22 protein-coding genes are annotated in these 22,685 nt (G+C 63.6%); 10 read left to right on the forward strand and 12 right to left on the reverse strand.

The genetic code is table 11. The features are described 5' to 3' along the window. Both AC5RWO_RS21185 and sbnA read right to left on the reverse strand, forming a co-directional pair. Positions 1-1,030, reverse strand: a 1,030-nt coding sequence (locus tag AC5RWO_RS21185) for an acyl carrier protein (RefSeq protein WP_498733874.1), incomplete at its 3' end; no start/stop codon positions are given. Then, positions 1,027-2,103, reverse strand: a complete 1,077-nt coding sequence (gene sbnA, locus AC5RWO_RS21190; protein WP_498733876.1) for a 2,3-diaminopropionate biosynthesis protein SbnA — start codon at positions 2,101-2,103, stop codon at positions 1,027-1,029. The genes AC5RWO_RS21185 and sbnA, both read right to left, overlap by 4 nt. Before the next feature lie 328 nt (positions 2,104-2,431). Between sbnA and AC5RWO_RS21195 the strand changes: the two genes are divergently transcribed. Continuing rightward, on the forward strand, positions 2,432-2,806 hold the full coding sequence (locus tag AC5RWO_RS21195; RefSeq protein ID WP_498733878.1) for a PGPGW domain-containing protein: 375 nt from the start codon (positions 2,432-2,434) through the stop codon (positions 2,804-2,806). A 1,138-nt stretch (positions 2,807-3,944) separates the two neighbouring features. On the opposite strand, the gene AC5RWO_RS21200 is transcribed toward AC5RWO_RS21195, so the two are convergent. Next, entirely contained in the window at positions 3,945-4,742 is a 798-nt protein-coding gene (locus AC5RWO_RS21200; protein ID WP_498733880.1) for an SRPBCC family protein, read from the reverse strand. Positions 4,743-4,959: 217 nt separating this feature from the next. On the opposite strand from AC5RWO_RS21200, the gene AC5RWO_RS21205 reads away from it, so the two are divergent. The 3 genes from AC5RWO_RS21205 (at position 4,960) to AC5RWO_RS21215 (ending at position 7,883) form a co-directional block, all read left to right on the forward strand. After that, entirely contained in the window at positions 4,960-5,808 is an 849-nt protein-coding gene (locus AC5RWO_RS21205) for a metal-dependent hydrolase (protein WP_498733882.1), read from the forward strand. Between the two features lie 78 nt (positions 5,809-5,886). Next, a complete protein-coding gene (locus AC5RWO_RS21210; protein WP_498733884.1) occupies positions 5,887-6,708 on the forward strand; it encodes a DUF1684 domain-containing protein in 822 nt (273 codons plus the stop codon). A 56-nt stretch (positions 6,709-6,764) separates the two neighbouring features. Beyond that, entirely contained in the window at positions 6,765-7,883 is a 1,119-nt protein-coding gene (locus AC5RWO_RS21215) for an FUSC family protein (protein WP_498733885.1), read from the forward strand. 6 nt (positions 7,884-7,889) lie between these two features. Here the strand turns inward: AC5RWO_RS21215 and AC5RWO_RS21220 are convergent, their stop codons facing one another. The 3 genes from AC5RWO_RS21220 to AC5RWO_RS21230 all read right to left on the reverse strand — a co-directional run bounded on the left by AC5RWO_RS21220 (position 7,890) and on the right by AC5RWO_RS21230 (position 11,873). Continuing rightward, entirely contained in the window at positions 7,890-9,680 is a 1,791-nt protein-coding gene (locus tag AC5RWO_RS21220) for a thiamine pyrophosphate-requiring protein (protein ID WP_498733886.1), read from the reverse strand. Positions 9,681-9,698: 18 nt separating this feature from the next. After that, complete coding sequence (locus tag AC5RWO_RS21225; protein ID WP_074702400.1) at positions 9,699-10,112, reverse strand: CBS domain-containing protein; 414 nt, start codon at positions 10,110-10,112, stop codon at positions 9,699-9,701. 84 nt (positions 10,113-10,196) lie between these two features. Further along, on the reverse strand, positions 10,197-11,873 hold the full coding sequence (locus tag AC5RWO_RS21230; RefSeq protein ID WP_498733888.1) for a glycoside hydrolase family 13 protein: 1,677 nt from the start codon (positions 11,871-11,873) through the stop codon (positions 10,197-10,199). A gap of 225 nt (positions 11,874-12,098) precedes the next feature. Here AC5RWO_RS21230 and AC5RWO_RS21235 point away from each other — a divergent pair, with 225 nt between their 5' ends. After that, complete coding sequence (locus AC5RWO_RS21235) at positions 12,099-12,584, forward strand: hypothetical protein (RefSeq protein WP_498733889.1); 486 nt, start codon at positions 12,099-12,101, stop codon at positions 12,582-12,584. Between the two features lie 98 nt (positions 12,585-12,682). On the opposite strand, the gene AC5RWO_RS21240 is transcribed toward AC5RWO_RS21235, so the two are convergent. The 5 genes from AC5RWO_RS21240 to AC5RWO_RS21260 all read right to left on the reverse strand — a co-directional run bounded on the left by AC5RWO_RS21240 (position 12,683) and on the right by AC5RWO_RS21260 (position 17,472). Further along, positions 12,683-13,120, reverse strand: a complete 438-nt coding sequence (locus AC5RWO_RS21240) for a hypothetical protein (protein ID WP_498733890.1) — start codon at positions 13,118-13,120, stop codon at positions 12,683-12,685. Positions 13,121-13,126: 6 nt separating this feature from the next. Then, the gene (locus AC5RWO_RS21245; RefSeq protein WP_498733939.1) at positions 13,127-13,285 is read right to left on the reverse strand and encodes a DUF6480 family protein; all 159 of its coding nucleotides are present in this window, start codon (positions 13,283-13,285) and stop codon (positions 13,127-13,129) included. Positions 13,286-13,355: 70 nt separating this feature from the next. After that, positions 13,356-15,395 carry a CocE/NonD family hydrolase gene (locus AC5RWO_RS21250; RefSeq protein ID WP_498733891.1) on the reverse strand — a complete coding sequence of 680 codons (2,040 nt, stop codon included), beginning with the start codon at positions 15,393-15,395 and terminating at the stop codon, positions 13,356-13,358. Beyond that, a complete protein-coding gene (locus AC5RWO_RS21255) occupies positions 15,392-16,708 on the reverse strand; it encodes an ATP-grasp domain-containing protein (RefSeq protein ID WP_498733893.1) in 1,317 nt (438 codons plus the stop codon). Before AC5RWO_RS21255 ends, AC5RWO_RS21250 begins: the two co-directional genes overlap by 4 nt. A gap of 68 nt (positions 16,709-16,776) precedes the next feature. Further along, positions 16,777-17,472 carry a phosphoribosyltransferase gene (locus tag AC5RWO_RS21260; protein WP_498733895.1) on the reverse strand — a complete coding sequence of 232 codons (696 nt, stop codon included), beginning with the start codon at positions 17,470-17,472 and terminating at the stop codon, positions 16,777-16,779. Between the two features lie 116 nt (positions 17,473-17,588). On the opposite strand from AC5RWO_RS21260, the gene AC5RWO_RS21265 reads away from it, so the two are divergent. The 4 genes from AC5RWO_RS21265 to AC5RWO_RS21280 are packed head-to-tail and all read left to right on the forward strand — an operon-like array spanning position 17,589 to position 20,781. Beyond that, complete coding sequence (locus AC5RWO_RS21265; RefSeq protein WP_498733896.1) at positions 17,589-17,714, forward strand: hypothetical protein; 126 nt, start codon at positions 17,589-17,591, stop codon at positions 17,712-17,714. Positions 17,715-17,723: 9 nt separating this feature from the next. Then, the gene (locus AC5RWO_RS21270; protein WP_498733897.1) at positions 17,724-18,902 is read left to right on the forward strand and encodes a type III polyketide synthase; all 1,179 of its coding nucleotides are present in this window, start codon (positions 17,724-17,726) and stop codon (positions 18,900-18,902) included. Between the two features lie 18 nt (positions 18,903-18,920). Next, entirely contained in the window at positions 18,921-19,622 is a 702-nt protein-coding gene (locus AC5RWO_RS21275) for a class I SAM-dependent methyltransferase (RefSeq protein WP_498733899.1), read from the forward strand. Continuing rightward, entirely contained in the window at positions 19,615-20,781 is a 1,167-nt protein-coding gene (locus AC5RWO_RS21280; protein WP_498733900.1) for an FAD-dependent oxidoreductase, read from the forward strand. The genes AC5RWO_RS21275 and AC5RWO_RS21280 overlap by 8 nt, the downstream gene beginning before the upstream one ends. Here the strand turns inward: AC5RWO_RS21280 and AC5RWO_RS21285 are convergent. Beyond that, a complete protein-coding gene (locus tag AC5RWO_RS21285) occupies positions 20,778-21,248 on the reverse strand; it encodes a hypothetical protein (RefSeq protein WP_498733901.1) in 471 nt (156 codons plus the stop codon). The genes AC5RWO_RS21280 and AC5RWO_RS21285 overlap by 4 nt on opposite strands. 189 nt (positions 21,249-21,437) lie before the next feature. On the opposite strand from AC5RWO_RS21285, the gene mshA reads away from it, so the two are divergent. After that, positions 21,438-22,670: a D-inositol-3-phosphate glycosyltransferase gene (gene mshA / locus AC5RWO_RS21290; protein ID WP_498733903.1), complete on the forward strand. Its 1,233-nt coding sequence runs from the start codon at positions 21,438-21,440 to the stop codon at positions 22,668-22,670. Positions 22,671-22,685 lie beyond the last annotated feature (15 nt).

The following is a 22,685-nucleotide window of genomic DNA, read 5'->3' on the forward strand; positions in this document are numbered from 1 at the left end:
TGCTGTAGATGTCCTTCATGGAGACCGCCGGCAGGTCCGGCTGCTTGCGCACGCGGGCGCAGAACTTGGCCATCACCAGCGAGTCCGCGCCCAGGTCTTGGAAAAAGTCGCTGTCCACCGGGACCTGGTCTCTGCCCAGCGCGCCGGCCAGCACCTCCGCCAATCGGTCCTGAACCTGCGCCGTCGCCGGTGTCTCTTCCGCCGGTGCCAAGAACGCGGCCAGCGCCGAGATCGTTGAGTGCTGGTAGATGTCCTTGATGGAGACCGCCGGCAGGTCCGGCTGCTTGCGCACGCGGGCGCAGAACTTGGCCATCACCAGCGAGTCCGCGCCCAGGTCCTGGAAGAAGTTGGCGTCCACCGGCACGTGCTCGACGTCCAGTACGTCGGCCAGCACCTTCACCAATCGGTCCTGCACCTGCGCCGTCGCCGGTGTCTCTTCCGCCGGTGCCAGGAACGCGGCCAGCGCCGAGATTGATGGGTGCTGGTAGATGTCCTTGATCGACACGGCCGGCAGGTCCGGCTGTTTGCGCACGCGGGCGCAGAACTTGGCCATCACCAGCGAGTCCGCGCCCAGGTCCTGGAAGAAGTTGGCGTCCACCGGCACGTGCTCGACGTCCAGTACGTCGGCCAGCACCTTCACCAATCGGTCCTGCACCTGCGCCGTCGCCGGTGTCTTTTCCGCCGGTGCCAGGAACGCGGCCAGCGCCGAGATTGATGGGTGCTGGTAGATGTCCTTGATCGACACGGCCGGCAGGTCCGGCTGTTTGCGCACGCGGGCACAGAATTGCGCCATGACCAGCGAGTCCGCGCCTAATTCGAGGAAGAAGTTGGCGCCCACCGGGACGTCGTCCTTCTTCACCACTGATGCGAGAAGATCCGCCAGGCGGCGCTCCAGGGCAACGACCGCACTCGTGGCCGGCGTTGCTGGAGAGCCGTTTCCGGCCTGAGCCGCGGATGCCGCGGGGTTCGTCGGAATTATCGGAATCGTGGGACCTGGCGACGTTGACAGCGTGTCCACGGACTTGTTCACTGCGAGAAGCTCCTTATCGAGGCAGTGGCCACGGAATCTTTTAACGCGGCGGCTGCGGGAAATTGTGGCCCCGACAACAACGGGTCAGTCTGTAGACCGGGGTCTGACGTCTGACCCGCGTTGGCGAGCGCCTCGGCCCCGAAGTGGTCGAGCACCCAGTCGGGCTGGTAGATGGTGTCCAGGTATGGGCGGCCCAAGTCGGGCGAGATGGTCACCGCGGTGACGTCCTGGGCGTGGTGGTCGGCGAGCCATGTCATGGCGCCGTGGACCACGGTCCCCGTTGACCCGCCGAGCAGCAACCCGCCCGCGGCCAGGCGGTGGCAGGTGCGCACCGTGTCCAGCTCCTCGACGAACACCACGTCATCGAGCAAGGATTCGTCGAGTTGGGGCGGCCGCACGCTCATGCCGAGGCCGGGGATCAGGCGGGGCGCCGGCGGGCAGCCGAAGGAAACAGATCCGACGGCATCGACCGCGACGATCCGTACGTCGGGGCGGTGCTCACGAAAATACCGCGCGCAACCCATCAGGGTGCCCGTGGTGCCGGCTCCGACGAATAGCACGTCGAGGTCGGGAAATTCGGCGGCGATTTCGGGGGCCGTCCAGCGGTAGTGCGCGCCCCAGTTGCCGGGGTTGACGTACTGATTGAGCCAGACGTACCGCTCGTCGGACGCGCACAGTTCCTGGACGTGGTTGAGCCGGGCCCCAAGGAACCCGTCGACGGGATCCGGTTCGGTGACCAGGTCAACCTGTGCTCCGAGCGACTCCATCAGCTGCCGGGTCGTCGGATTGCACCGCGGATCCACCACACAGACAAAGCGGTATCCTTTGCTGGCCGCGATCATGCTGAGTGCGACGCCGAGGTTTCCCGACGAGGACTCCACGAGTGTGGAGCCGGGCCCGATTATCCCCTCCCGCTCGGCGCGCTCGACCATTTCCCGCGCGGGCTTGAGTTTGATCGAGCCCGCGAAGTTGAACCCCTCGATCTTCAGATAGAGGCGGCGGCCAAGCACCCCTTCCAGGTCGACGAATAGGCTCTGCTCGTTGAACAGGTGCGGATCCTTAATAATCGACATGGTCTCCCTCGTTTTCCAGCCATGAGCTTGGTCACAAGGGTCGCCAGGGAATGGCGGGTCGGATCAGTGAGCATCGCTTGTTTTCCCCAACAGAACCCCAATGAAGCTGCAAGTTTGCAATGTCTTTACAGTGGAACCCCGCTCCCGTTATCGTGCCGTTATTGTGTCGTTATCGGCACGTTAGGCCGGACACTCCTCGCCGCTTGGCGGTATGCAACCTTCACGATGGGTTGACCGTGAGAGCTAATGATCCAAGCAGGTCCCCATAGTTGCGCGCCGTCGAGGGACTGACATTTAGCCAATGACTTTGCTGTTGGAGGATGTGCACATGGGGAGGACCAGCGCCATTCCGCCTTGGCTTCATCGAACGGGCATCGAACTGCTCGGCTGGGCCCTCATTGCCGTCGGACTCGCCGCACTTGTACTGCCCGGTCCAGGCCTGCTTGCCCTCGCTGGCGGCCTGGTGGTTCTTTCCCTGCGTTATGCCTGGGCCAAGCGTCTGTTGGTGCCGATCAAGGCCGAGGCGCTCAAAATAGCCGAGAAGGAGTGCGGACGTGGCCGCGCATCGTGGCTAGCGCCATGGGAGGGCTCGCGGCTATTGCTGCAGGAATCGTGTGGGGCATTCGGTCCCCGATGCCGGACTGGTGGGCATTCGGTGGCCGTTGGTGGCTTCCAGGAAGCTGGATCGTGGGATCGACCTTGATCGTCTCCGGGCTGGTGGCCCTTGCGCTCATGATCTACAGCTTCCACAGATTCCGTCGGCCACGTACCTCTTCCCACCGCGGAGACTCTTCCGCATGGTTTTGAAGTGGCCGAGCAACAGATGTACTCGATGTTGCGCGCATTGCCACCATTGTCCTGAGGCGGGCGCCGGGGCGGGCGGCCTCCCCAAGGACCTGCCCGTGCCCCGCACCGGATCAGCCGAGACGAGCCGCCCGCGAATGTCCTTGCACTCCCCAGTAGCTGGACTCCGGCTTCAGCTCTCGCCATCTGCTGGTTCTAGGGTGACGGAGCAAGCTCAATGCTTGCGCACTGTTAGCTCAAGATTTGATCAAGAAGCCTGCGGTCGTGCCGGCGGCTTCCGGCCATACTGTTTGGCCTCCGGTGCTTGTCGCAAGAAAGCTGAACGTGGGATATGCCTAATCATTTTCAGGGTAAGCATCGGTGGAAGACAATTTCACGGAAAAGCCCCGGCCCGCCCTTGCCGAGGCTCTTCTAGTTCCGCAACCGAAACGCACTGGTGGCCAGCCATACGGCTAGGCCTCCGCTGCGCACTAGATGACAGAAACGATCCAGATAATCAGGGCAATGGCCAACAAAATGCCAACGATTGTCCAGACAAGGTTGCTTCCGCGCATGCTGCTTCCTCCGTTCATTCGCTACCGACGACTCCATTGTCGCCCCTGGCAACCGTTTCATCCATGAAATCAGCAAAAGCTTTCGACAGGAATCTGTAGCCAGCGCTTGACGGCGCCGATTCGGTTCAATCGTGCGGTCCATGCGGCAACGCATGCCTCAAGCCACGGAAACGGGCCCGCTACGACGTCGGTCGGCAGGTCCCGGACCCGAGTGCCGGGGCGGGCAGCCTCCCCAAAGGCCTGCCCGTGCCCCGCACCGGATGAGCTGAGACGAGCTGGCCCTTAGGATCCGTGTACTCCCCAGTATTCGGACTCCGGCTTCAGCTCTTGCCATCTGCTGCTTCAAGCATGGTGGAGCAATCTCAACACTGTGCCCTGCTTTAGCTCAAGATTGGCTCAAGATGCGCGGGCCGCACCACCGCCGTCCAACGTGGACACAAAGAACGACGGCGGGAGGCCGCCGTCGTTCTTTGTCATCGCACGTTAGATTCCGGCGCCCCGGTTCCTGTCGTCGTCCTCGATGTCTTGCCGCACACGGTCGGACTTCGCGGCGATCTCTTCCGGGGTCAGGGCCGCACCGGTGTCTACGACCGGCTCGGTGACGATCGGCGCAGTCTCCACCACGGGCGTTGCCGGTACCGGTTCCACTACAGGCGTGACTTGCGCGTCTTTATCGGCACTGTCCTTCTTGGCGGCAGCTACGCCTGCTGCGGCCGCCGCCGCTACACCGACCCCGGCGGCCGCAACCTTGCCGGACACGCCGGCCTTTCCGCTGTCGCCGCGCGTTGCGCTGGCGTCCTCGACGCCGGGCGTCCCTGTTGCCGCGCCTTCATTGATCGAACCACGCCATGCACCAGTGGCGTAGCCCTCAGCCTCGATGAACTCCTTGAATTTTTGCAAGTCCGCTTCGGCCTGCTTCTCCACGATGTTGAGCTTATCGCCCACCTTCTCGACCATGCCCTCGGGCTCGTATTCGAGCGTCATTCGTACGGACGTCTGGCCGCCACCCACGTCCTCGAAGGACACCGCTCCAGCGTTCGTGGCGCCTTCGGTTGCCGCCCAGGCGATCTTTTGGTCCGGCACCTGCTCAACAATCCTCGCCTCCCACTGCCGACGGACTCCGCCGATCTCGGCAACCCACTCGAGCCGGTTGTCGCCGAGCTGCTTTACGCTCTTGACGCCGCCCATAAAGTGGGGAAATTCCTCGAACTGGGTCCACTGGTTATAAACCGTGCTCACCGGCACGTTAACCATGACTTGCTTCTCGACCTTCGTGCTCATTGCGTCTCCTTTTGATTGGAAAAGACCGTAGAGGCCTGCGATTGATCAGCATGCTTACCATATCGTTTCTGTCTCTTCCGGGCTAGTACGCAAGCAGCTTTTAGATTCTGTCAGTGCGATATGCCACGGTAAGAGTCGATAGAATTCACGGAATCCACTGGAACGATAAACCGCATCTTCGGCGGCGGAACCAGTTATTGAAAGGAACCTCTTCACGATGCTGGGAGCCCATCATGCCGCCAGCGGAGCCGCCGCCTGGATAGCGCTCACCACCCAGTTTGAAGTTTCCCTCGGTCCCTTGGCTGAGCCCCTGGGCCTCGGCAGCCATTCCGTACTGTTAGGCATGGGTGTGCTGGATGTGGGACCCATCGGCGTCATCTCCGGCGCCTTGGTCACGGCCGGGGCTGCCTTGGTTCCGGATGCGGACCATCACCGGGCCACGATTGCCCATTCGCTTCCGCCCGTGTCCAATGCAGTTTGTGCCGGCGTAGGCACGCTGGCCGGCGGCCACCGCAAGGGGACCCATTCCATCATCGGGATGTGCGTATTCGTCCTGATCGCTTGGATGGCGGGCTTGGTGACGTGGGAGACGGAGCGGTTTGGAACCATATACCCGGCCGCCGGTGTCCTCTGCATCCTGCTGGTCGCCTTCGCCGCCAAAGCCCTCAGATTCATACCCGACCGATTAAAGAAGACCCCTTGGGCGGTTGGAATCTTCGTGGCCGCATTCATCACCTTTTTCGCCCCGGAACAACAGAACTGGTTTCCGCTGGCCATGGGCATCGGAGTAGTCATGCACATCCTCGGTGACATGGCGACAACAGGCGGAGTGAACTTGGCCTGGCCGCTGCGGATCAAACCACCTAGGGCCTGGCGGCGAATTCCCGTATTACGCTGGATCTGGCGTCCCAACGGATACTTTGCCTTACCGATTCTTGGGAACGCAGGTTCCTGGCGGGAGTGGCTGCTGCTGATTCCGGTCAGCCTTTACGTCGTGCTGGTCCTCGCCGGTGCTACCGCCGACCTCGGGCAGGTAGGCATGTCCACATTCGTCGCTTCGCGTTAGTCCGTGCGCAGGTTCGGAAATGATTAGGCGGCCTGCCGTGTTGAACCCATGGCAACATAGTCCAACAGGAGGAACGCCATGACTAGCGCCGGAGCACCCAGCGCCGTAGACCGCGAGCAGCTGCGTTTTGCCCGTTACCGGCAGAGCCGGCATGAAGCACTGGCCGCCGAGTTCGGCTGGCTGACCCTCACTTCGCTGCAGTGGCTCGGGGCGGAACCGACAACCGTTGAGCTGCTTCCCGGTCTTTGGAGCGCCAACGCATCCGCCTCGGCCGGCGGAATTGCAACGCTGACCGCTACTGCCGCGGACAACCTGTTCTTTGCCGACACCGGTGAGCCTGTGGACGGCAGGGTGACAGCCCGGCTGGCCAATGAGGAGTCGCTGAACTGGGTGCGGTTCGGCAATATCATGGTGGAACTTGCGGTCCGCGCAGACCGTTATGCCATCCGCACCCGCGACCTCGACTCCCCCGTCTACACCAGATTCAAAGGGGTGCCTACATTCGATTTCAATCCTGACCTCGTCGTGACAGGGCATTTCAAAGCGTACGACGCCGAACGCCAGGTTCCGATCGCCACATCCCATCCGCAGGTGCAGAGCACAGTGGCGGCAGTAGGGGAAGTCAGTTTCGAACTAGGTGGCGCCAGCCACCGGCTGGTTGCGGAGCCGGGCACCTTGGGCGGCCTGACACTGAACTTCCACGATCTCACCAACGGCACCAGCACCTACGACTGGCGCAAGGTCACCACCGCGAAGCCGCGTCCGGACGGCAGTGTCATCATCGATTTCAACCGCGCAATCAACTATCCCAGCGCCTTTACCCCGTACGGCACCTGTCCGCGGCCCATCCGTGGCAACCAGATCGACGCGCTCATTGAGGCCGGGGAGAAACTTCCCTAGCAGAAGCAGGTCCAGCTGCAGTTGGCATGACTGGCGAATGCTGTGAGTATGAATGTATGAACCCGGAGCAGCCAACGCGCAATTCCGTCCAGCGCGCACTGTCCTGGATCAAGGCCGGCGTGACCGGCCCGCGATTCATGCTGGCCATAAAGGCAGCCATTGCCGTCGGAATGGCGTGGTTTGTAGCTGGGTACATGCCGGGCGTGGTCGACGACTATCCGTACTACGCGCCGCTGGGCGCCTTGGTCAGCATGTATCCCACTCTGATGGGTTCAGCCAAGGCCGGTCTGCAGACCCTCCTCGGACTGTTGCTCGGGATCCTGCTGGCAGGCGTGATTGTGCTGTTCGCAGAACCCAGCCTGCTCACGATTTCCGCGGTAGTTGGCGTTGCCGTCCTGTTCTCCGGGGTTCGCTGGCTCGGTCACGGCAAAGACTACGTTCCAATGGCGGCACTTTTCGTTCTGATCATCGGCGGGCAGGATGTTGAGTCCTATTCCATTGGCTATGCGGTCCAGATGACCGTCGGCGTGGGATGTGGGCTGCTGGTCAATGCCGTGATCCTGCCACCGCTGAATTTCAACGCAGCAATTCTGAAATTGTCCCGCTTCCGCACCATGCTGGCGCGGCACCTGGAAGGCATGGCTGCCGCCCTGACCGATGAATGGCCGCCGGAACCGGAGAAGTGGACTCGCTACAATGACGAGCTCTCCACGGCCGGGCATGACGTGCGGGAAGCGGTTTACCACGCGGATGAGAGCCGCAAAGGCAACCCGCGGGCCAAGCTGCACCGGCGCAATCTATCGCAGGACTACCGCGACCTCCGGGCTTTGGAATCCGTGTCGTTCCATGTCAAGGACATTACCGACACCCTTGCCGGCGTTAGCGCCGGCGGTAAGGAGCCGTTGTCCAACGAACTGCCCACCGAACTGCTTCAGCCAGTCAGCGAGGCGCTCCGGGGAGCAGCCGAGATGCTGAAGGCCTGGGAATCCGGATCGGAGCTTCAGGACCGGTGGGAGGAAGTGGAGCGGGCCTTGAACGAGCTGCTCGGCCAAGTCGATGCACACCGCGACGCCGGCGCCGCGGCCTTTAGCCCGGCGGCCAGCGTGGCTACCGCGGTACGGCGGATTCTTGACACCCTGGAACCTTGTATCAAGCAGGATGCGGCGGCAACGTAGACGCGTTCAGGAGAAGTTCGGTTTCTCCTGGTCGACGTAGGTCCGCAGCAGCTCCGTGGCACGGTCGGCAGACTCGGCGCTCTCCTGTCCCAAGGCCTCGGCCATAGTTCCGGCCTTCTGCTCTCCGGCAGGGAACGGCGGAAGCAGCGGAGTTTCCGGATCCGTGACCACGTCGATCAAATACGGCCTATCTGCTGCCAGCGCGGCATCCCAGGCGGCGCCAACCTGCTCCGGGTCATCAACCCGCTCGCCACCGAGTCCCAGCAGTTTTGCATAGCCGGCGTAATCGAAATCCGGCAGAGCCTGGCTGGCTTCGAAGCGGGGCTCCCCCTCCATCTCGCGCTGTTCCCAGGTCACCTCGGCCAGTTCCCTGTTATTCAACACGCAGATAACAAAGCGCGGGTCCTGCCACGTCTGCCACATTCTGCTGACGGTAATGAGCTCCGCGATACCCGTCATTTGCATGGCACCGTCACCGGTGACGAGCAGCACCGGGCTCCCGGGCTGGTCCAGTTTGGCGGCGATGCCGTACGGCACCGAACAGCCCATGCTGGCCAAGGTGCTGGACAAGTGGGCCGGTACGCCGAGCGGCAGCCTCAGCTGCCTGGCATACCAGTAGACCGAGCTGCCAACATCGACGGCGAGCCGGCCATCTGCGGGGAACCTGCTGTTCAGCTCAAACAGCACCCGCTCCGGATTGACCGGATCCGCCTTGGTCATGGCACGCTCGGCGGAAAGCTCGTGCCAATGCGAGACCCACTGCTCCACCTGGCCGCGCCACGGCAGATCCTGCTTGTCCTCCAGCAGGGGCAGCAGCGCTTGCATGGTGCGGGACGCATCCCCGGGCAGCGGCACCTCAACGGGGTACCGGTTGCCGATGGCACCGGAGTCCGTGTCGATCTGGACGGCGCGTGCGGCCCCTGGCGGTGGGTAGAACTCGGTCCATGGGTCATTGGAACCTATGATCAGCAGCGTGTCGCACCCGCCGAGTACCTGGCCGCTGGCGCTGGTACCCAGATGCCCCATGGTGCCTGCAACATTCGGCAGTGACTCGTCCACGTACGGTTTGCCCAGCAGGCTCGTGGTGATGCCGGCACCGAGGCGTTCGGCCACCGCGGCAACCTCTTTCCAAGCGTGCCGGGCACCCTGCCCCACGAGCAGCGCCACTTTGCTGCCGGCGTTGAGCACCTCCGCTGCCGCCTTGAGGTCGTCGTCCACCGGTACGCTGGCGGACTGCTCCCAGCGCGGGGCGGTGGCAATGATGCCGTGCTTGTGCTCCAGTTCCGGGGCCGGCATCTTCTGCACGTCATGGGGAACAATAACGACGGCGGGTGCCCTGTTTGCGAGCGCGGCTTTGAAAGCCCGGTCAAGCACCATCGGCAGCGCCTCCGGTGTGTTGACCTGCTCGCGGAATGCCGAGGCTACGTCCTTCGTCAGGTCCAGCAGATCGACTTCCTGCATGTAGCCGGAGCCGAGGACACTGCGCGACTGCTGCCCGATGATGGCCACCACGGGGACGCTGTCCAGTTTCGCATCGTAGAGACCATTGAGCAGGTGGATCGCCCCGGGTCCCTGGGTTGAGGTCACCACGCCCACGCCGCCGCTGTACTTCGCGTGGCCCACGGCCATGAAGGCCGCGTTTTCCTCATGACGTGCCTGGACGAATTCCACTGTTCCGGCGCGCCGGAGCGCGCCCATAAAACTGTTGATGCCGTCCCCGCTGTAGCCGAAGACGCGCGGCACCGCCCACGCCTCGAGCCGTTCGACAATGGCATCGGCAACGAGACGCTGCGGCATCCGCTTCCTCCTGCCTGCTTAGTAGGAGATGAATTCGACGAGTTCCCCGACCCTGTCCTCGGGGTAATTGCGGGCGACGTCTGCCTGGCTGAGGATGCCCACGAGGTCGTGGCCGTCGATCACGGGCAGCCGCCTGACCTGGTGCTCCTGCATCGTCTTGATGGCTTCTTCGATGCTGTCGTCCGCGCCGATGGTCACCGGCTTGCCTTCACCTAGTTCTCCCGCCTTCACACTCCGCGGATCGCCGCCCTTGGCCAGGCACTTCACCACGATGTCGCGGTCGGTGACAACGCCCTTGAGCCGGTTGTCTTCGCCGCAGATCGGCAGAGAACCCACGTCCAGGTCCAGCATCTTCTTCGCTGCCTGTTCCAAGGTCTCATTCTCGCCAATGCACTCGGCGCCGCCTGTCATGATTTCGCGTGCTGTCAGCATCCGTATCAACTCCGATTGTTGGCTTTACTAAGGATACTTACTGTCTATCACTGACCGCAGAGGATTTGAACCCCCTCCCCGATCTCAAGTCTCCTGAGCCGATCCGGTGAGCCACGCCGTTGTATCCGGGGGCAGCTGATCCGCCATCAGCTTCGAGCTACTGATGAGAACCTTGCCCGGTGGCAGGGTCAGCGACTCGCGGCCGAAGTTCGTGATCGACTGCCATTGGCCGGGACGCCTGAAATGAAGCGCCGTTTCGCCGGTACCGCTGATCCACTCCAAATCCTCATAGCTCTGCAGCTGCCCCCGCAGTTTCAGGGCATGCCGGTAGAGCTCCAGCGTGGATCCCGCAATGCCGTCTTGGGCTTCGACGGAGAGGCCGCCGAACCAGTCCGGCTGCGGCAGGTGGGCTCCATTGGTCCCGAACCCGAAGGATTTCCCTTCCGTGGTCCAGGGCAGCGGGATACGGCAACCGTCCCGGCCCTTGCGCTGATGCCCGGTTCGCTGCCAAATGGGATCCTGCAGGGTGGCCGCCGGCAGATCCGGCACCTCGAACAGGCCCAGTTCCTCGCCTTGGTAGAGATAGGCCGATCCCGGCAGGGCAAGCATCAGGAGGGTGGCGGCACGGGCACGGCGGAGTCCTGCAATCCGGTCCACCTCAGGTTCGGAGCCGTCTGCCATAAGCCAGGCGCCATAGTCCAGGCCGGCCGGCAACCCATAGCGCGAGGGATGCCGAACGACGTCGTGGTTTGAGAATACCCAGGTTGAGGACGCGCCTGATTCTTCCGCCTGGGACAAGTTGTTGGTGATGATGGAGCGGAACTGCTCCACGTCCCAGTCCGCACGCAGCAGATCAAAGTTGAAGGCTTGGCCCAGACCTTCAGGGCTCGCATACGCCATCCGCCGCGAGGCGGGAACCCAGGCCTCCGCGACGGCGGTGCGGGGCGGGTCATACTCGTTGAAGACCTTGCGCCATTCGGCATAGATGTCGTGGACCTCGTCCCGGTCGAAGAGCGGATCCTTGCCGTCCACCGGAGTGAGCTCGTCCGCCACGCTCGGCTTGCTGCGCAGCGGTTCGCTCATGTCCTTGGCGAGCGCATGGGCCACGTCCACGCGGAAGCCATCGACCCCGCGGTCCGACCAGAACCGGAGCGTTTTCAGGAAGTCTTCGCGGATTTCCGGATTCTCCCAGTTCCAGTCCGGCTGTTCCTTGGCGAAGAGATGCAGATACCACTGGCCGGGCTCGCCGGAGGGCTCGGTGATCCGGGTCCAGGCGCTGCCGCCGAAGTGGGAAACCCAGTCCGAGGGCGGCTTTCCGCCGTCGTTACCCAAGCCATCGCGGAAAATGTACCGCTCCCGCTCGGGTGAACCCTTCCCGGCGGCCAGCGCCTGCTGGAACCATTCGTGCTGGTCGGAGGAATGGTTCGGTACGATGTCCGCGATCAGCTTGATGTCCGCGGCATGCAGTGCCGCAACCATTTCATCAAAGTCCTCCAGCGTGCCCAGACGGGGATCCACATCCCGGTAATCGGCCACGTCATAACCGCCGTCCGCCAGCGGCGAAGGATAGAACGGGCTGAGCCACACGGCGTCGATGCCCAGTGCCGCCAGATAGGGAATTTTGGCGGTGACACCGCGGATGTCGCCCAAACCGTCGCCATCTGCATCGGCGAAGCTACGCGGGTAAATCTGGTAGACGGCCGCCTGCCGCCACCAGTTCAGGTCCGGTTTGGGTTTGAACTGGTCAAAAGTGTCGGTCACAGTCGGTTCATTCCTCTCCTGCCGCGGAAACGGTGGTATCGGCTATGCGCATGGTTGCTCCGTCCGGATCCGGCCACTGCCCCCTCTGTCTAGCACCGCGTTTGGGCCTTGTCGAGGTGCATCAGCATAGTGCGCCCTTATTTGATGACAAACGGGCAGCAGCCTTACTAAAATGGAATGCTCTAGTCAATTAGTTTCTGCGGGGGCCTGCAGGAAGGACACACGATGAAAGATCCAATACCCGGCGGCTCCCTTCAATATGTATTGCTGCCCCAGAAGTTCGGCCGGCACCAGACCGCCGTCACGGAATTCACCGTGCTGTGCGTAGAGATCTGGAGCACTGGCATCGTGGTCAACATGCAACTGCCTCCCGCTAACGGTTCGCAGCCTCCGCAGCCAAGGATTGCCGTTCAGGACCACTTCGGTACCGAGTATTCGCTGGAAAGCAGCGCAAGCATCGGTTCCCGCCACCTGCAGGTCTTTACGCCGTCCGTTCCCGCCGGAACCAGAAGCCTGACTATTACGTCAAGGGACGACGACGGCGCACGCTTTGTGGTGGCGTTGGCCGTTCCGGCGGGCAACTTCCGCGGCGGCCGGCTCAAAGTAGGCCATATTCACCTGGCCGGATTGCCCGATCTGCCGTCGCCCCAACAGGGACGACGGGACATACACCAAGCGCCCGATCTGACGGAGCATAGGGAAGCCGGCTAAGACCTCAGCCGGTCCGCCCGAAACTACCAAGCCTGCGGCCGGGCAGTCGACGGGCTGCCCGGCCGCAGCGTGCCGTCCCCACTGCGTCGGCATCAGCTTCAGGAGTGGCCCAGATTCTCTTCGGGATCGGTACCGGTGGCAGGTCCGTCAGCTAGAGCACCGCCTTCGCCTGCCCACTCTCCGCCCGGTCGGTCATCCATTGCCGGGTCGGATGAGACATCCCGCATTGTTTCCGGTCGCCCTGCCGCTGCAGCAGCCCCGACGTCCGCTGCGCCGGAGCCGGCCACTCCGGTTCGCGCCGAAGAAGCACCGGCGTCGCTGTTCCACGCATTTCCGGAGGACGCGCGGCGTCCTGCCCGTGAGCCCGTTGACGCCCCGCTCCGCACTGGATCATTTTGGCGGGTGTTCCTGGAAATGTTGCTGGCCCACAGCTCCTGTGCGGCGTCCCTCAGCTGCTCGTAACTGCCACGGCCCGCGCGTGAGCCGAGGACGAACCCGACTGCAAGCCCGGCTCCCAATATGAGTTTGTTTTTCATTGCCTGCTACTCCTCGTGGCCTTGGTCCGAACTCATCTGGTCCTCTGCTGGTGGAGTTTCTCCCGGTGGGACTCCCCCGCCGGGTTCCAGACCAGTGATGTTCTCCGTCTCCGGATCGGGGTTGACCCTGTCCGCCTTGTCCTGCGAGGACCTGCCCTCTTTCATCGGCGGCTCCACATCCGGAACGTTGCTTTCCTGCTTGTCCATATTGCTCATGATCCTGCCCTTCGTCGTCCTAAACCAGGTCTCTGGGAATCGCGCGCTGCCAATTCTCGGAGTAGACACGGGGATTCCCGCGCTGGGTGTCGAGTTCGTAGGCATCGAGCTGTGCGCTGATGTGGAAGTCCGTCGGTGTTGACGTCAACACCGTCCGGGTCACTATTTCCACCCTCCAGTCATCGCGCTCGAAGCGCCGGATCGTCCGGGTTTCGCCGCGGACGGAATTAACCTCGTTCCAGCGGAAGCTGTACCACTCGTTGGTGCTGCGCCGGACTATGGTGTCCGTTTCGTCGATCCGGAAGCTGCCTTGGTCGTTGGCCACCTCTAAGGTCGAAACATTTGTGACCAGGTCGCGGGAGACACGCCAGTGGTGCTCGCCCGGCGTCAACGGAGTGATTTCCAGATCCGGCGCCGCTTCGGGCTCGCCGAATTCCCGGAGGGCGGCGTCCTCCGGCCGCGGGGGGCGGACCGGCAAGGTGAGCGTGCTTGCGCCGGTCGTCAGCGTCACCATGGCGGCCTCCGGCGAGGGCCAGGCCAAGGGCCAGTAGGACGTGGACACCGACAGCCTGAGCCGGTGGCCTGCGGGGATCGTCTGCGCAATCCCGTTTAAGTCGATCTCCACGCGGTATTTGCGTCCCGGTTCCAGCGGCTGCGGGTTTTCGCTCCCGTCCCGGTGGGTCAGATTTAGCAGTCCATAGGTGAACCGCGTGGCTTCGCCGTTCGGCGCCACATCGGACAGGCGGACCGCGAGCATTGCGACAGGCTTGTCCGCGGAGACTTCGAAGGTGACCGAGGGCAGCCCGAAAATCTCCATCGTTTCCTGCAGCGGATCCGTCTCGTAGACGAGTGCTCCGCCGTCTTCCTCGCGCTGGTCGAACGGAAGATCGGGAGTGGCGGCATACGAGGCCCATTTACCGGCGAACATACCCACGCTCAAGGGTGATTGCAGGGTGACGTCGTGGCCCGGTTCATCCTTGGCGTCACCTTGCTCGATGCCATGGCGGTTCAGATGGTAGCGGCGTTTTTCGATGGCCGGCGAGGGCCAGCTGTCCTCGGCGACCCAGCGGCCGGGACGGTCGGAGTAGGACGGCTCCGGAGAGACGCTGTCCTGCATCCAGGCACGCAGCATCGGCTCTTCCATCAGGCCGGTGTCCTTGCCCTTGAGCCAATGGTCCCACCACCGCACGACTTCCTGGAGGAAGCCGATGGCCGGGCCGGGAATGCCGATATGGGGATATTTGTGTCCCCATGGACCGATGAGGCCCTTGCGCGGCACATCCAAGTTCTCCATCAAGCGGAAGATGGCGTTGGTGTAGCCGTCGGCCCAACCGCCTACCGCCATCACCGGAACCTGGACATCACTGTAGTCTTCGCAGACCGAGGCAGGTTTCCAGTAATCGTCGCGGCGCTGGTGTTCGAGCCAGGTTTCAAGCCAGAGCCCGCTGCCGGCAAGGCGTTCGTGCCACATGTCTCGCCAGCGGTCTCCTACAATGGCCGGATCCGGCGGCAGCGAGTTGAAGGCGAACATGACGGTGGCCTCCGACAGGTTGTCTGCCAGCAAGCAGCCGCCCATGTAGTGCATGTTGTCCACATACAGGTCATCGGTCGCCGAAGCACTGATGATGGCTTTCAATGCGGGTGGTCTGCGGGCGGCAATCTGCAGACTGTTGAAACCACCCCAGGAAATCCCCATCATGCCTACGTTGCCGTCGCACCACTGCTGTTCTGCGAGCCAGGCAATGACGTCCTCAGCGTCCTCGTGTTCCTGTGGCCGGTACTCATCCACGATGACGCCGTCAGAGTCGCCGCTGCCGCGCATATCGACCCGGACCGCGACGTAACCGTGGCCGGCAATGTAGGGGTGGTTCATTGCGTCCCGGCCGCGCGTGCTGTCCCGCTTACGGTAAGGAAGGTATTCCAGCACGGCGGGAACGGGAAGCTCCTCGGCGTCCACCGGTAGCCAGATCCGGGCCGCTAGCTGGGCGCCGTCGCGCATGGGAATGAAGGTGTTTTCGATGACCCGGACTTCATGGGGAAATTCGGTGATGGTCTTCATGCGGCTCCGTCCTGGCCGGCGGTCTGATCCACCGGGGCGAACTCAAACGGCAGCTCGGACAGGATGGCGTTGTACCGTTCCACCAGCTGCTCCCGGTTGTCCGCGCCAATATAGAGCTTGCCCAGGATGTAGCGGTAGCTGTCCTGGCCCGGCAGGTCCGAGAGCTTCTCCCCTTCCTTGACCTGCAGGGTCACGGTAGTTTCCGGATAGCGTTTCCGGATGGCGGCCTTATCTTCGGCGCTGGGTACGCCCGTCACTATGGCATCTTCGTCGTGGAAGATCATGCATTGTGATGCGACGGCGAAGTTCCCCTTCCGAAGCGGCATCTTCGGCTCGTGGCCCAGTGCAATGTCAATAGCTACTTCGTGATTGGAGACTCCGTCTACCTTCGCAAAGAGGTCGCTGTGGGACTGCGAGATGCGCGTGTTGATTTCCACGAGCCACAGCTTGTCCTCGGCCTCGTCCCACATGAATTCGGCATTGAAGCAACCGTTGTCAAAACCGACATGGTGCATGTAGCGCTCGGTGAAGTCGATCATGCGCTGCTGGACACTCTCCGGGACGCTGTTGGCAGGATAATCGAGGCGTTCGAAGCTCGTTCCGGCTTCGTCCTTGTGCATGTCGAAAACTCCATGGACCTGGAATTTTCCGCCGAACATCGTTCCCTCAGGGGCGGCCTGGATGCCGGAAATGAACCCCTCGGCCAGACAGGTGTTGCCGTCCGCGTTCCTTAGCTCCGGCGGCAGGTCCACCATGGCGAGTACATCGTTGAAGGCGTCGCCAATCTGTTCTATTTGGTCGCGGATTTCCTGGACCGCTTCGTTGAACTGCTCCTCGTTCTGGATCTCGAAGCCGAGGTTTGAGGAGTGCGACTTGACCGGCTTGACCCAGAACGGGTAATCGATGTCGATCTTCGACAGTGCGTCGTCGTCGAACGGATCGAAAGAGGCGAACTGCGGAACGCATTCGGGTATCGAGGCTTTTTGCTCGAGCCGGCTCCAGTACTTGTGCTCGCACTTGAGCAGGCTCTCCAGCGAGGGTGCAGGCAGTCCGTGTTCCTTAGCCAGCAGCGGTCCGATCACGCTGGCCGGGAAGTCCCAGTGCGTCACGATGGCGTCTACCGGCCCATCGAATTCCTGCAATTGGCTCCGCGCCTTGGCCAGCAGGCCCTCGAAATCGATATCCGGGGTGTTCACCACGCTCTCGTAGTCGAGCAGGTTGCGGAATACGTAGTTTTCGGCACCGTTGACAGTTTCCAGTTCCCCCCGCTGAACATCAGTCAGTGCAAGTACGAATACATTCTTGGCTGTCATTGTGCCGTCCCTTCTCCGTTGGCGGGCGAGTTTGCCCGCCGCGGTCTATGGTTCCCCCAACGGTCTGCTCAGCCGGCTTGCGCCGGCCGCTGGTATTGCGCGAGCAGGTTGATGACCTCGGCGTCATCCACTTGGTCGAAACGGTCATAGGCTTGGCCGACGGCGACCAGATCCTGCGGATTCCAAGCGCACACCACCTCATCGGCGATGCTGCCCACGTCCCTGCAGGTGCCGCTGAGGCCAACCGGAATGGCCGCCACAATGCGCGCCGGCGATAGTTCCCGCAGAACGGTAATCGCCGCCCGCATGGTGGCACCGGTAGCCAGTCCGTCGTCCACCACGATCAGTGTGAGGCCGGCAACGTCCAGCGGTGGCCTGTCCGCGCGGTAAACCCGCTCCCTGCGGTCCAGTTCCGCGCGCTCCTTTGCAGCAACCTGGTCAAACGCACCGGAGTCGCCGTAGCGTTTGGCGAATTTGGCCAGCACGTCTTCATTGCGCACGGTCTCAACGGAACCGGCCACCGAAGCCATCGCTCCCATGGCCACCTCCTGATGACCCGGAACGCCGATCTTGCGCACCAGGACTACGTCCAGCGGCGCCTTGAGGCTTTCGGCGATGACTGCGGCTACGGGGACGCCGCCCCGAGGCAAGCCGAGTACCAGAACATCCCGGCGACCACTGTAGGAGTCCAGTTCCGAGGCGAGCGTTCTGCCAGCGTCCTGCCGGTCGGCATAGCGCTCCCTGCGGTTCCGGTTAGTAGTCATTGCACTTCCCATCCCTGGCAGTTGGTTCCGTTACCCATGCCGGCGGTTGTTCAGTTCGTGGCGTTTCCTCCACCGTATGACCGATACCGGAAGGTGACAAGGAGCTTGCTGAAGGTGTGACTGGCACCATGGGCTGCGGGGTCACGCCCGGGTTGGACCAGCGGGGACGGGACAACAACGTCGCCGGCCTACGGGTGGCTGATCGGCTTCAAGCCATTGTTTTCCTGCCCGGGCTCCTCTAAGAATGAACTATGCCGGTCACCATGAGGTCCCTTGAAACCGCAGTTCCCGAGACCATTCTGGTCCAGTCCCAGGTACGCGACGTCTTCGCCGCACAGCCGGGCCTGACCCGCCTGGGCCAGAGGCTGGTGGGGACGTCCTTTGACTATTCAGGAATCGAGACGCGCTATACGGCGGTAGAAGAACTGACCCTGGAGCGGCGCTCGGAGACGCCGGTCTTCTTCGATCCGGAGACCCGGCTCATTCTGAGCCCCAGTACGAAGGTCCGAAACGACAAGTTTGCTGGTGCAGCCACTCCGCTCTTCATCGAAGCAGCTTCCAAAGCCCTGGCCGCTTGTCCGGGGATCACTGCTAGCGAGGTGACGCACGTAATTACGGTTTCCTGCACGGGGTTTTTCAACCCCGGACCGGACTACAAAGTGGTGCGGGCTCTCGGGCTGAGCCCCGCCGTCCAGCGCTACCATCTGGGCTTCATGGGCTGTTATGCCGCTTTTCCCGCTCTGCGCGCGGCGAAATCCTTCTGCGAGGCCGATCCGGACGCGGTTGTCCTCGTGGTGACCGCGGAACTGTGCACGCTGCACGTACGCACCTCCAATGACCCGGATACCATCATGGGTTCGTCCCTGTTCGCCGACGGCGCCGCCGCGGCGATTGTCACCGCCCGGGACCTGCCGTCGTCGTCCCCTGGTATTGTGCTCGATCATTTCGAGACGGTGCTGACCCCTGTCGGCGAGGAATCAATGGCGTGGAACATTGGCGATGAGGGCTTCGAGATGGTGTTGGGCACTTATGTACCGCACATCATCGACGAGCATATCGTCGGCGCGCTGGAACCCCTGCTGGCCCGCGATGCCTCCGTGCATGACCGGCCCTATGAAGAGATCGAGCATTGGGCCATCCACCCCGGGGGACGCAGCATCCTGGACAAGGTGGAAGCCAAACTGCAGCTGCGCGAAGACCAGCTGGTCCCGGCCCGGGAGACCTTGCGTGACTACGGCAACATGTCCAGTGCCACCGTGATGTTCGTGCTCAAGCACATTATGGACGCACCGTTCGCCGGAGACGACGAACGCATCTGCTCCATGGCCTTCGGTCCGGGGCTGACTGTGGAAACCGGCCTGTTCACGAAGAGCGGCGCTCCGACGATCACGACGTCGCGGGCAGCGGCCAGCGAGCCGGCTACTGTCTAGGCACGGCGGGCAGCAGTAGTGCGTTTTCTGGCGGAGCGGGCGGTCGACGCCGTCGAGGAGATGGACCGGCCTGACTGCGATGAGCGGAAGCTGGAGCGCACCTACCGGCAGTTTCCGGTCATTAACTGGGCAGTGTCGGGCTGGCACGGCGTTTACCGGCGGCAGCTGCGCCCGTTGCTGAGGCCGAACGGGCCCAACACCTTGCTGGATATCGGCTCGGGCGGCGGCGACATTCCCCGGGCGATCGCCAAGTGGGCCGCCCGCGACGGCATCCCGCTGGAGATCACCGCGATCGACCCGGATGAGCGGGCCCACGCGTTCGCCGTCTCCCGGCCCAAGGTGGACGGCCTGGTGTTCCAGCGCGCGCTCAGTTCCGAACTGGTGGCACAGGGACGCACCTTCGACCTGGTTACATCCAACCACCTGCTCCACCATCTGGACGCCACCCAGCTGCCGGCGCTGCTGTCTGACTCACAGCAGTTGTGCCGCCGCGCGGCCTTGCACAACGACATTCGCCGCAGCCCGCTGGCCTACGCGCTTTTTTCCGCCGGGACGCTGCCGTTCTTCCCCGGTTCCTACATCCGCAGGGACGGACTGACTTCCATCCGCCGCAGCTACACCTCCAGCGAACTACAACAGCTTGCGCCGCCAGGCTGGACGGTCAGCACCAAGAGGCCGTTCCACCACCTGCTCAGCTACAGGCCGCAGAGCCATGCATGACGTGGCTATTGTGGGCGCCGGTCCGGTAGGGCTGCTGCTCGGAATTCTGCTCCGACGGCGCGGCCTCGACGTCGTTATTCTTGAGCAGCGCAGGCAGCGCAGTGCTCACTCGCGTGCGATCGGTATCCACCCGCCCGCGCTCGCCGTCCTGGCCGAAGCCGGGGTTGCCGAAGAGCTGATTGCCTCCGGCGTGCGGATCAGGGACGGAGTGGCGCGCCGCAGCGGCCGCGACATCGCTGTTCTGGACTTCGGGTGCGTGCCCGGACCACATCCGTACGTGCTCGCAGTGCCCCAGGTAATGACGGAACAGATCCTGGAGCAGCAGTTGCGCGCGTTCGGCGGCCGGGTTCATTACGGCAGGACGGCCCAAAGGATTGACGACGGCGGGGGCCGGGTCACGCTGGAAGTCGGCCGCTGCAGCGGGACAACCGGCAACGCCGGCGGCAGCACCGACCGGGGACCGGAGAAGGTCTACGCTCGGCTGGCAGTGGCAGCCGATGGTGCCCGTTCCACCATCAGGGACCTTTTGCAAGTGCCCGTGGCATCGCGGCGCTATCCCGATACGTACGTGATGGGCGACTTCGCGGACACTACTTCCGACGGAGCCACCGCCGTTCTCTACCTGGAGCCGGACGGCATCGTCGAGTCCTTTCCACTGCCCGGAGGCCTCCGCCGCTGGGTGGTCAGAACCCCAGCCCTGGACCATGAGCCGCAGCCGGGGCGGCTGGCCGATCTGATCTCCGGGCGCACCGGCCGGAGCGTGGACGTCGCCACCAATTCGATGCTCAGCTCGTTCGCCGTGCGCTCGCGGCGAGTCCGCCGCATGGTCCACGGCCGCGTTGCCCTGATCGGGGACGCCGCCCATGAAATCAGCCCCATTGGCGGGCAGGGCATGAATCTGGGGTGGCTGGACGCTGCCGCGCTTGCCCCGATCATTTCCGCGGCACTTCAAGGGCAGGACACCGGTGAACAATTGCGCGTATTCGAGCGCAGCCGGCGCGCAGCCGCGGCCACGGCAGGATGGCAAGCCCATCTGAATATGGCGCTGGGCCGCCCGCTTCCGCCTGCGGTGCTGAATGCGCGGAACAGCCTGCTGCTGCGCGCCCTGGCCGTCCCCGGTGCAGCCACACTGGTGGCCCGCCGGTTCACCATGCACTAGCCCTCGCTGAAGCTGCCCTGCCATACGGCCCTGGCGCCGGATTCGCCCACCTGGACAATCATGACCGTGGCGCCCACACATACGGCAGCAACCACCAGCACGGCGAGGGCCGCCAGTACCCGAGTCCCCACCTTGCCGAGCTTGTGGCGGATGCCCGCCGCCGCCGTCGTGCCATAGCGGAACCACAGCCACTGGCCCAGTGCGGCGATAAAGATGCCGATTACCCAGGGCAGCATCATTTCGCCCAGCTGCTGGTGCTCCTGCACCAGCGGTGTTACATCGATCCGCGTGAGCAGCCAATCCCCGGCCTGCTGCGTGATGGGCACCAGCACCAGGGCTGCAAGGGCGATCAGCGGGGTCACGATGCCAAGCCTTCGCCGCGCCGTCGGCCAGACTAGGCTCAGAATGGTGCACAACGCCGCAACCGGAATCACGATGACCGTGGCATGGACCAACAGAACGTGCATCGGCAGTCCATTGACTACGTACTCCATGACGGTGTTCCCCTTAACTCCGATGGCTTTCGTCGCCGCGGCCGGCTGTGACGTTTCATCGACCCGAACGCGTTTACTGATCCAGACGCGTCCGGACGGCAGAAGGTTCAGCACCGACTAAAGTTGATGCTACGTCCGCCAAGCCCTGAGGGAAGGAAGCCCATGCGCCCCCTGCGCCGAATTGCGGTCCTTTCCCTCCATACCTCGCCGCTGGCTGTGCCCGGCGGCGGCGATGCAGGCGGCATGAACGTTTACGTCCGGGCAGTCTCACGGGAACTGATTGCGATGGGAGCGCAGGTGGATGTCTTCACCCGCTCCACGGTGGAGGATCAGGAGCCGGTGGAGTATCCGCGGCCTGGGGCGCGCGTCATCCACCTGCCCGGCGCCCCCGCGGACACCGTGCCCAAAGAGGAACTCCCCCGGCTGCTGCCGCGGCTGGAGGCAGAACTGCGCAGGTTTACCTCGGCCGACAACGCCGGCGCCTACGATGTCATCCATTCCCACTACTGGCTCTCCGGCGCCGTGGGGCTTCAGCTGCAGCGCGACTGGCGGGTGCCTCTGGTGCATTCGATGCACACCTTGGCCAAGGTCAAGAACCGACACCTGCAGTCCGGCGAATCCCCGGAGCCGCAAATCAGGATCACCGGCGAACAGGACGTCGCTGACGGCGCGGCCCGCCTCATCGCCAACACGCTCACCGAGGCCGGCGAGCTCAAGGAGCTGTACGGGACCGCCGGAGAAAAGATCGATGTGGTTCCGCCCGGGGTGGATCTATCGAACTTCACGCCGGAGGGCCGGGACGAGGCGCGGCGCAACGCGGGCATCGCCCCGGGCGTTTTCCACATTTGCTTCGCCGGTCGGATCCAGGCCCTGAAGGGACCACAAGTATTGGTCAACGCGGCGGCCCGGCTGAAGGAGTTCTGCCCCGACATGCGCCTGCAGATCACCGTCATCGGTGAAGCCAGCGGCGCGAGCAAACTGGAACTGGGACCGCTGATCCACCAGCTGGGCCTGGAGGAGACGGTCCGGCTGCTGCCGCCGGTGGGCGCTGCGGAACTGGCCGAACACTTCCGCAGCGCCGACGTGGTGGTAGTGCCCTCCTACAGCGAGTCCTTCGGCCTCGTGGCGCTTGAGGCACAGGCCTGCGGCACACCGGTGGTCGCCACCAACGTCGGAGGCCTGCCCTCGGCGGTCAGCCACGGCGTTACCGGGCTGCTGGTGGACGGGCATGCGGCACAGGACTGGGCCTCGGCCCTGCGCGAGCTGTACGAGTACCCGGACTTCCGCCACCGGCTGGGAGTCAGCGCGGCGATCCATGCCGCGGCCTTCGGCTGGGAACAGACCGCTGCCCTGACCGCCCACAGTTACCAGCATGCGGTGGATCACTTCGCGTAGCGCCGCCGCCGCCAT

This window comes from Arthrobacter sp. B055-34 (genome assembly GCF_059090425.1).

Coding starts and splice junctions, on each gene's coding strand:
- sbnA (WP_498733876.1), bottom strand. CDS start 2,103: ATGTCGATTATTAAGGATCCGCACCTGTTCAACGAGCAGAGCCTATTC.
- AC5RWO_RS21195 (WP_498733878.1), top strand. CDS start 2,432: ATGGGGAGGACCAGCGCCATTCCGCCTTGGCTTCATCGAACGGGCATC.
- AC5RWO_RS21200 (WP_498733880.1), bottom strand. CDS start 4,742: ATGAGCACGAAGGTCGAGAAGCAAGTCATGGTTAACGTGCCGGTGAGC.
- AC5RWO_RS21205 (WP_498733882.1), top strand. CDS start 4,960: ATGCTGGGAGCCCATCATGCCGCCAGCGGAGCCGCCGCCTGGATAGCG.
- AC5RWO_RS21210 (WP_498733884.1), top strand. CDS start 5,887: ATGACTAGCGCCGGAGCACCCAGCGCCGTAGACCGCGAGCAGCTGCGT.
- AC5RWO_RS21215 (WP_498733885.1), top strand. CDS start 6,765: ATGAACCCGGAGCAGCCAACGCGCAATTCCGTCCAGCGCGCACTGTCC.
- AC5RWO_RS21220 (WP_498733886.1), bottom strand. CDS start 9,680: ATGCCGCAGCGTCTCGTTGCCGATGCCATTGTCGAACGGCTCGAGGCG.
- AC5RWO_RS21225 (WP_074702400.1), bottom strand. CDS start 10,112: ATGCTGACAGCACGCGAAATCATGACAGGCGGCGCCGAGTGCATTGGC.
- AC5RWO_RS21235 (WP_498733889.1), top strand. CDS start 12,099: ATGAAAGATCCAATACCCGGCGGCTCCCTTCAATATGTATTGCTGCCC.
- AC5RWO_RS21240 (WP_498733890.1), bottom strand. CDS start 13,120: ATGAAAAACAAACTCATATTGGGAGCCGGGCTTGCAGTCGGGTTCGTC.
- AC5RWO_RS21245 (WP_498733939.1), bottom strand. CDS start 13,285: ATGAAAGAGGGCAGGTCCTCGCAGGACAAGGCGGACAGGGTCAACCCC.
- AC5RWO_RS21250 (WP_498733891.1), bottom strand. CDS start 15,395: ATGAAGACCATCACCGAATTTCCCCATGAAGTCCGGGTCATCGAAAAC.
- AC5RWO_RS21255 (WP_498733893.1), bottom strand. CDS start 16,708: ATGACAGCCAAGAATGTATTCGTACTTGCACTGACTGATGTTCAGCGG.
- AC5RWO_RS21260 (WP_498733895.1), bottom strand. CDS start 17,472: ATGACTACTAACCGGAACCGCAGGGAGCGCTATGCCGACCGGCAGGAC.
- AC5RWO_RS21270 (WP_498733897.1), top strand. CDS start 17,724: ATGCCGGTCACCATGAGGTCCCTTGAAACCGCAGTTCCCGAGACCATT.
- AC5RWO_RS21280 (WP_498733900.1), top strand. CDS start 19,615: ATGCATGACGTGGCTATTGTGGGCGCCGGTCCGGTAGGGCTGCTGCTC.
- AC5RWO_RS21285 (WP_498733901.1), bottom strand. CDS start 21,248: ATGCACGTTCTGTTGGTCCATGCCACGGTCATCGTGATTCCGGTTGCG.
- mshA (WP_498733903.1), top strand. CDS start 21,438: ATGCGCCCCCTGCGCCGAATTGCGGTCCTTTCCCTCCATACCTCGCCG.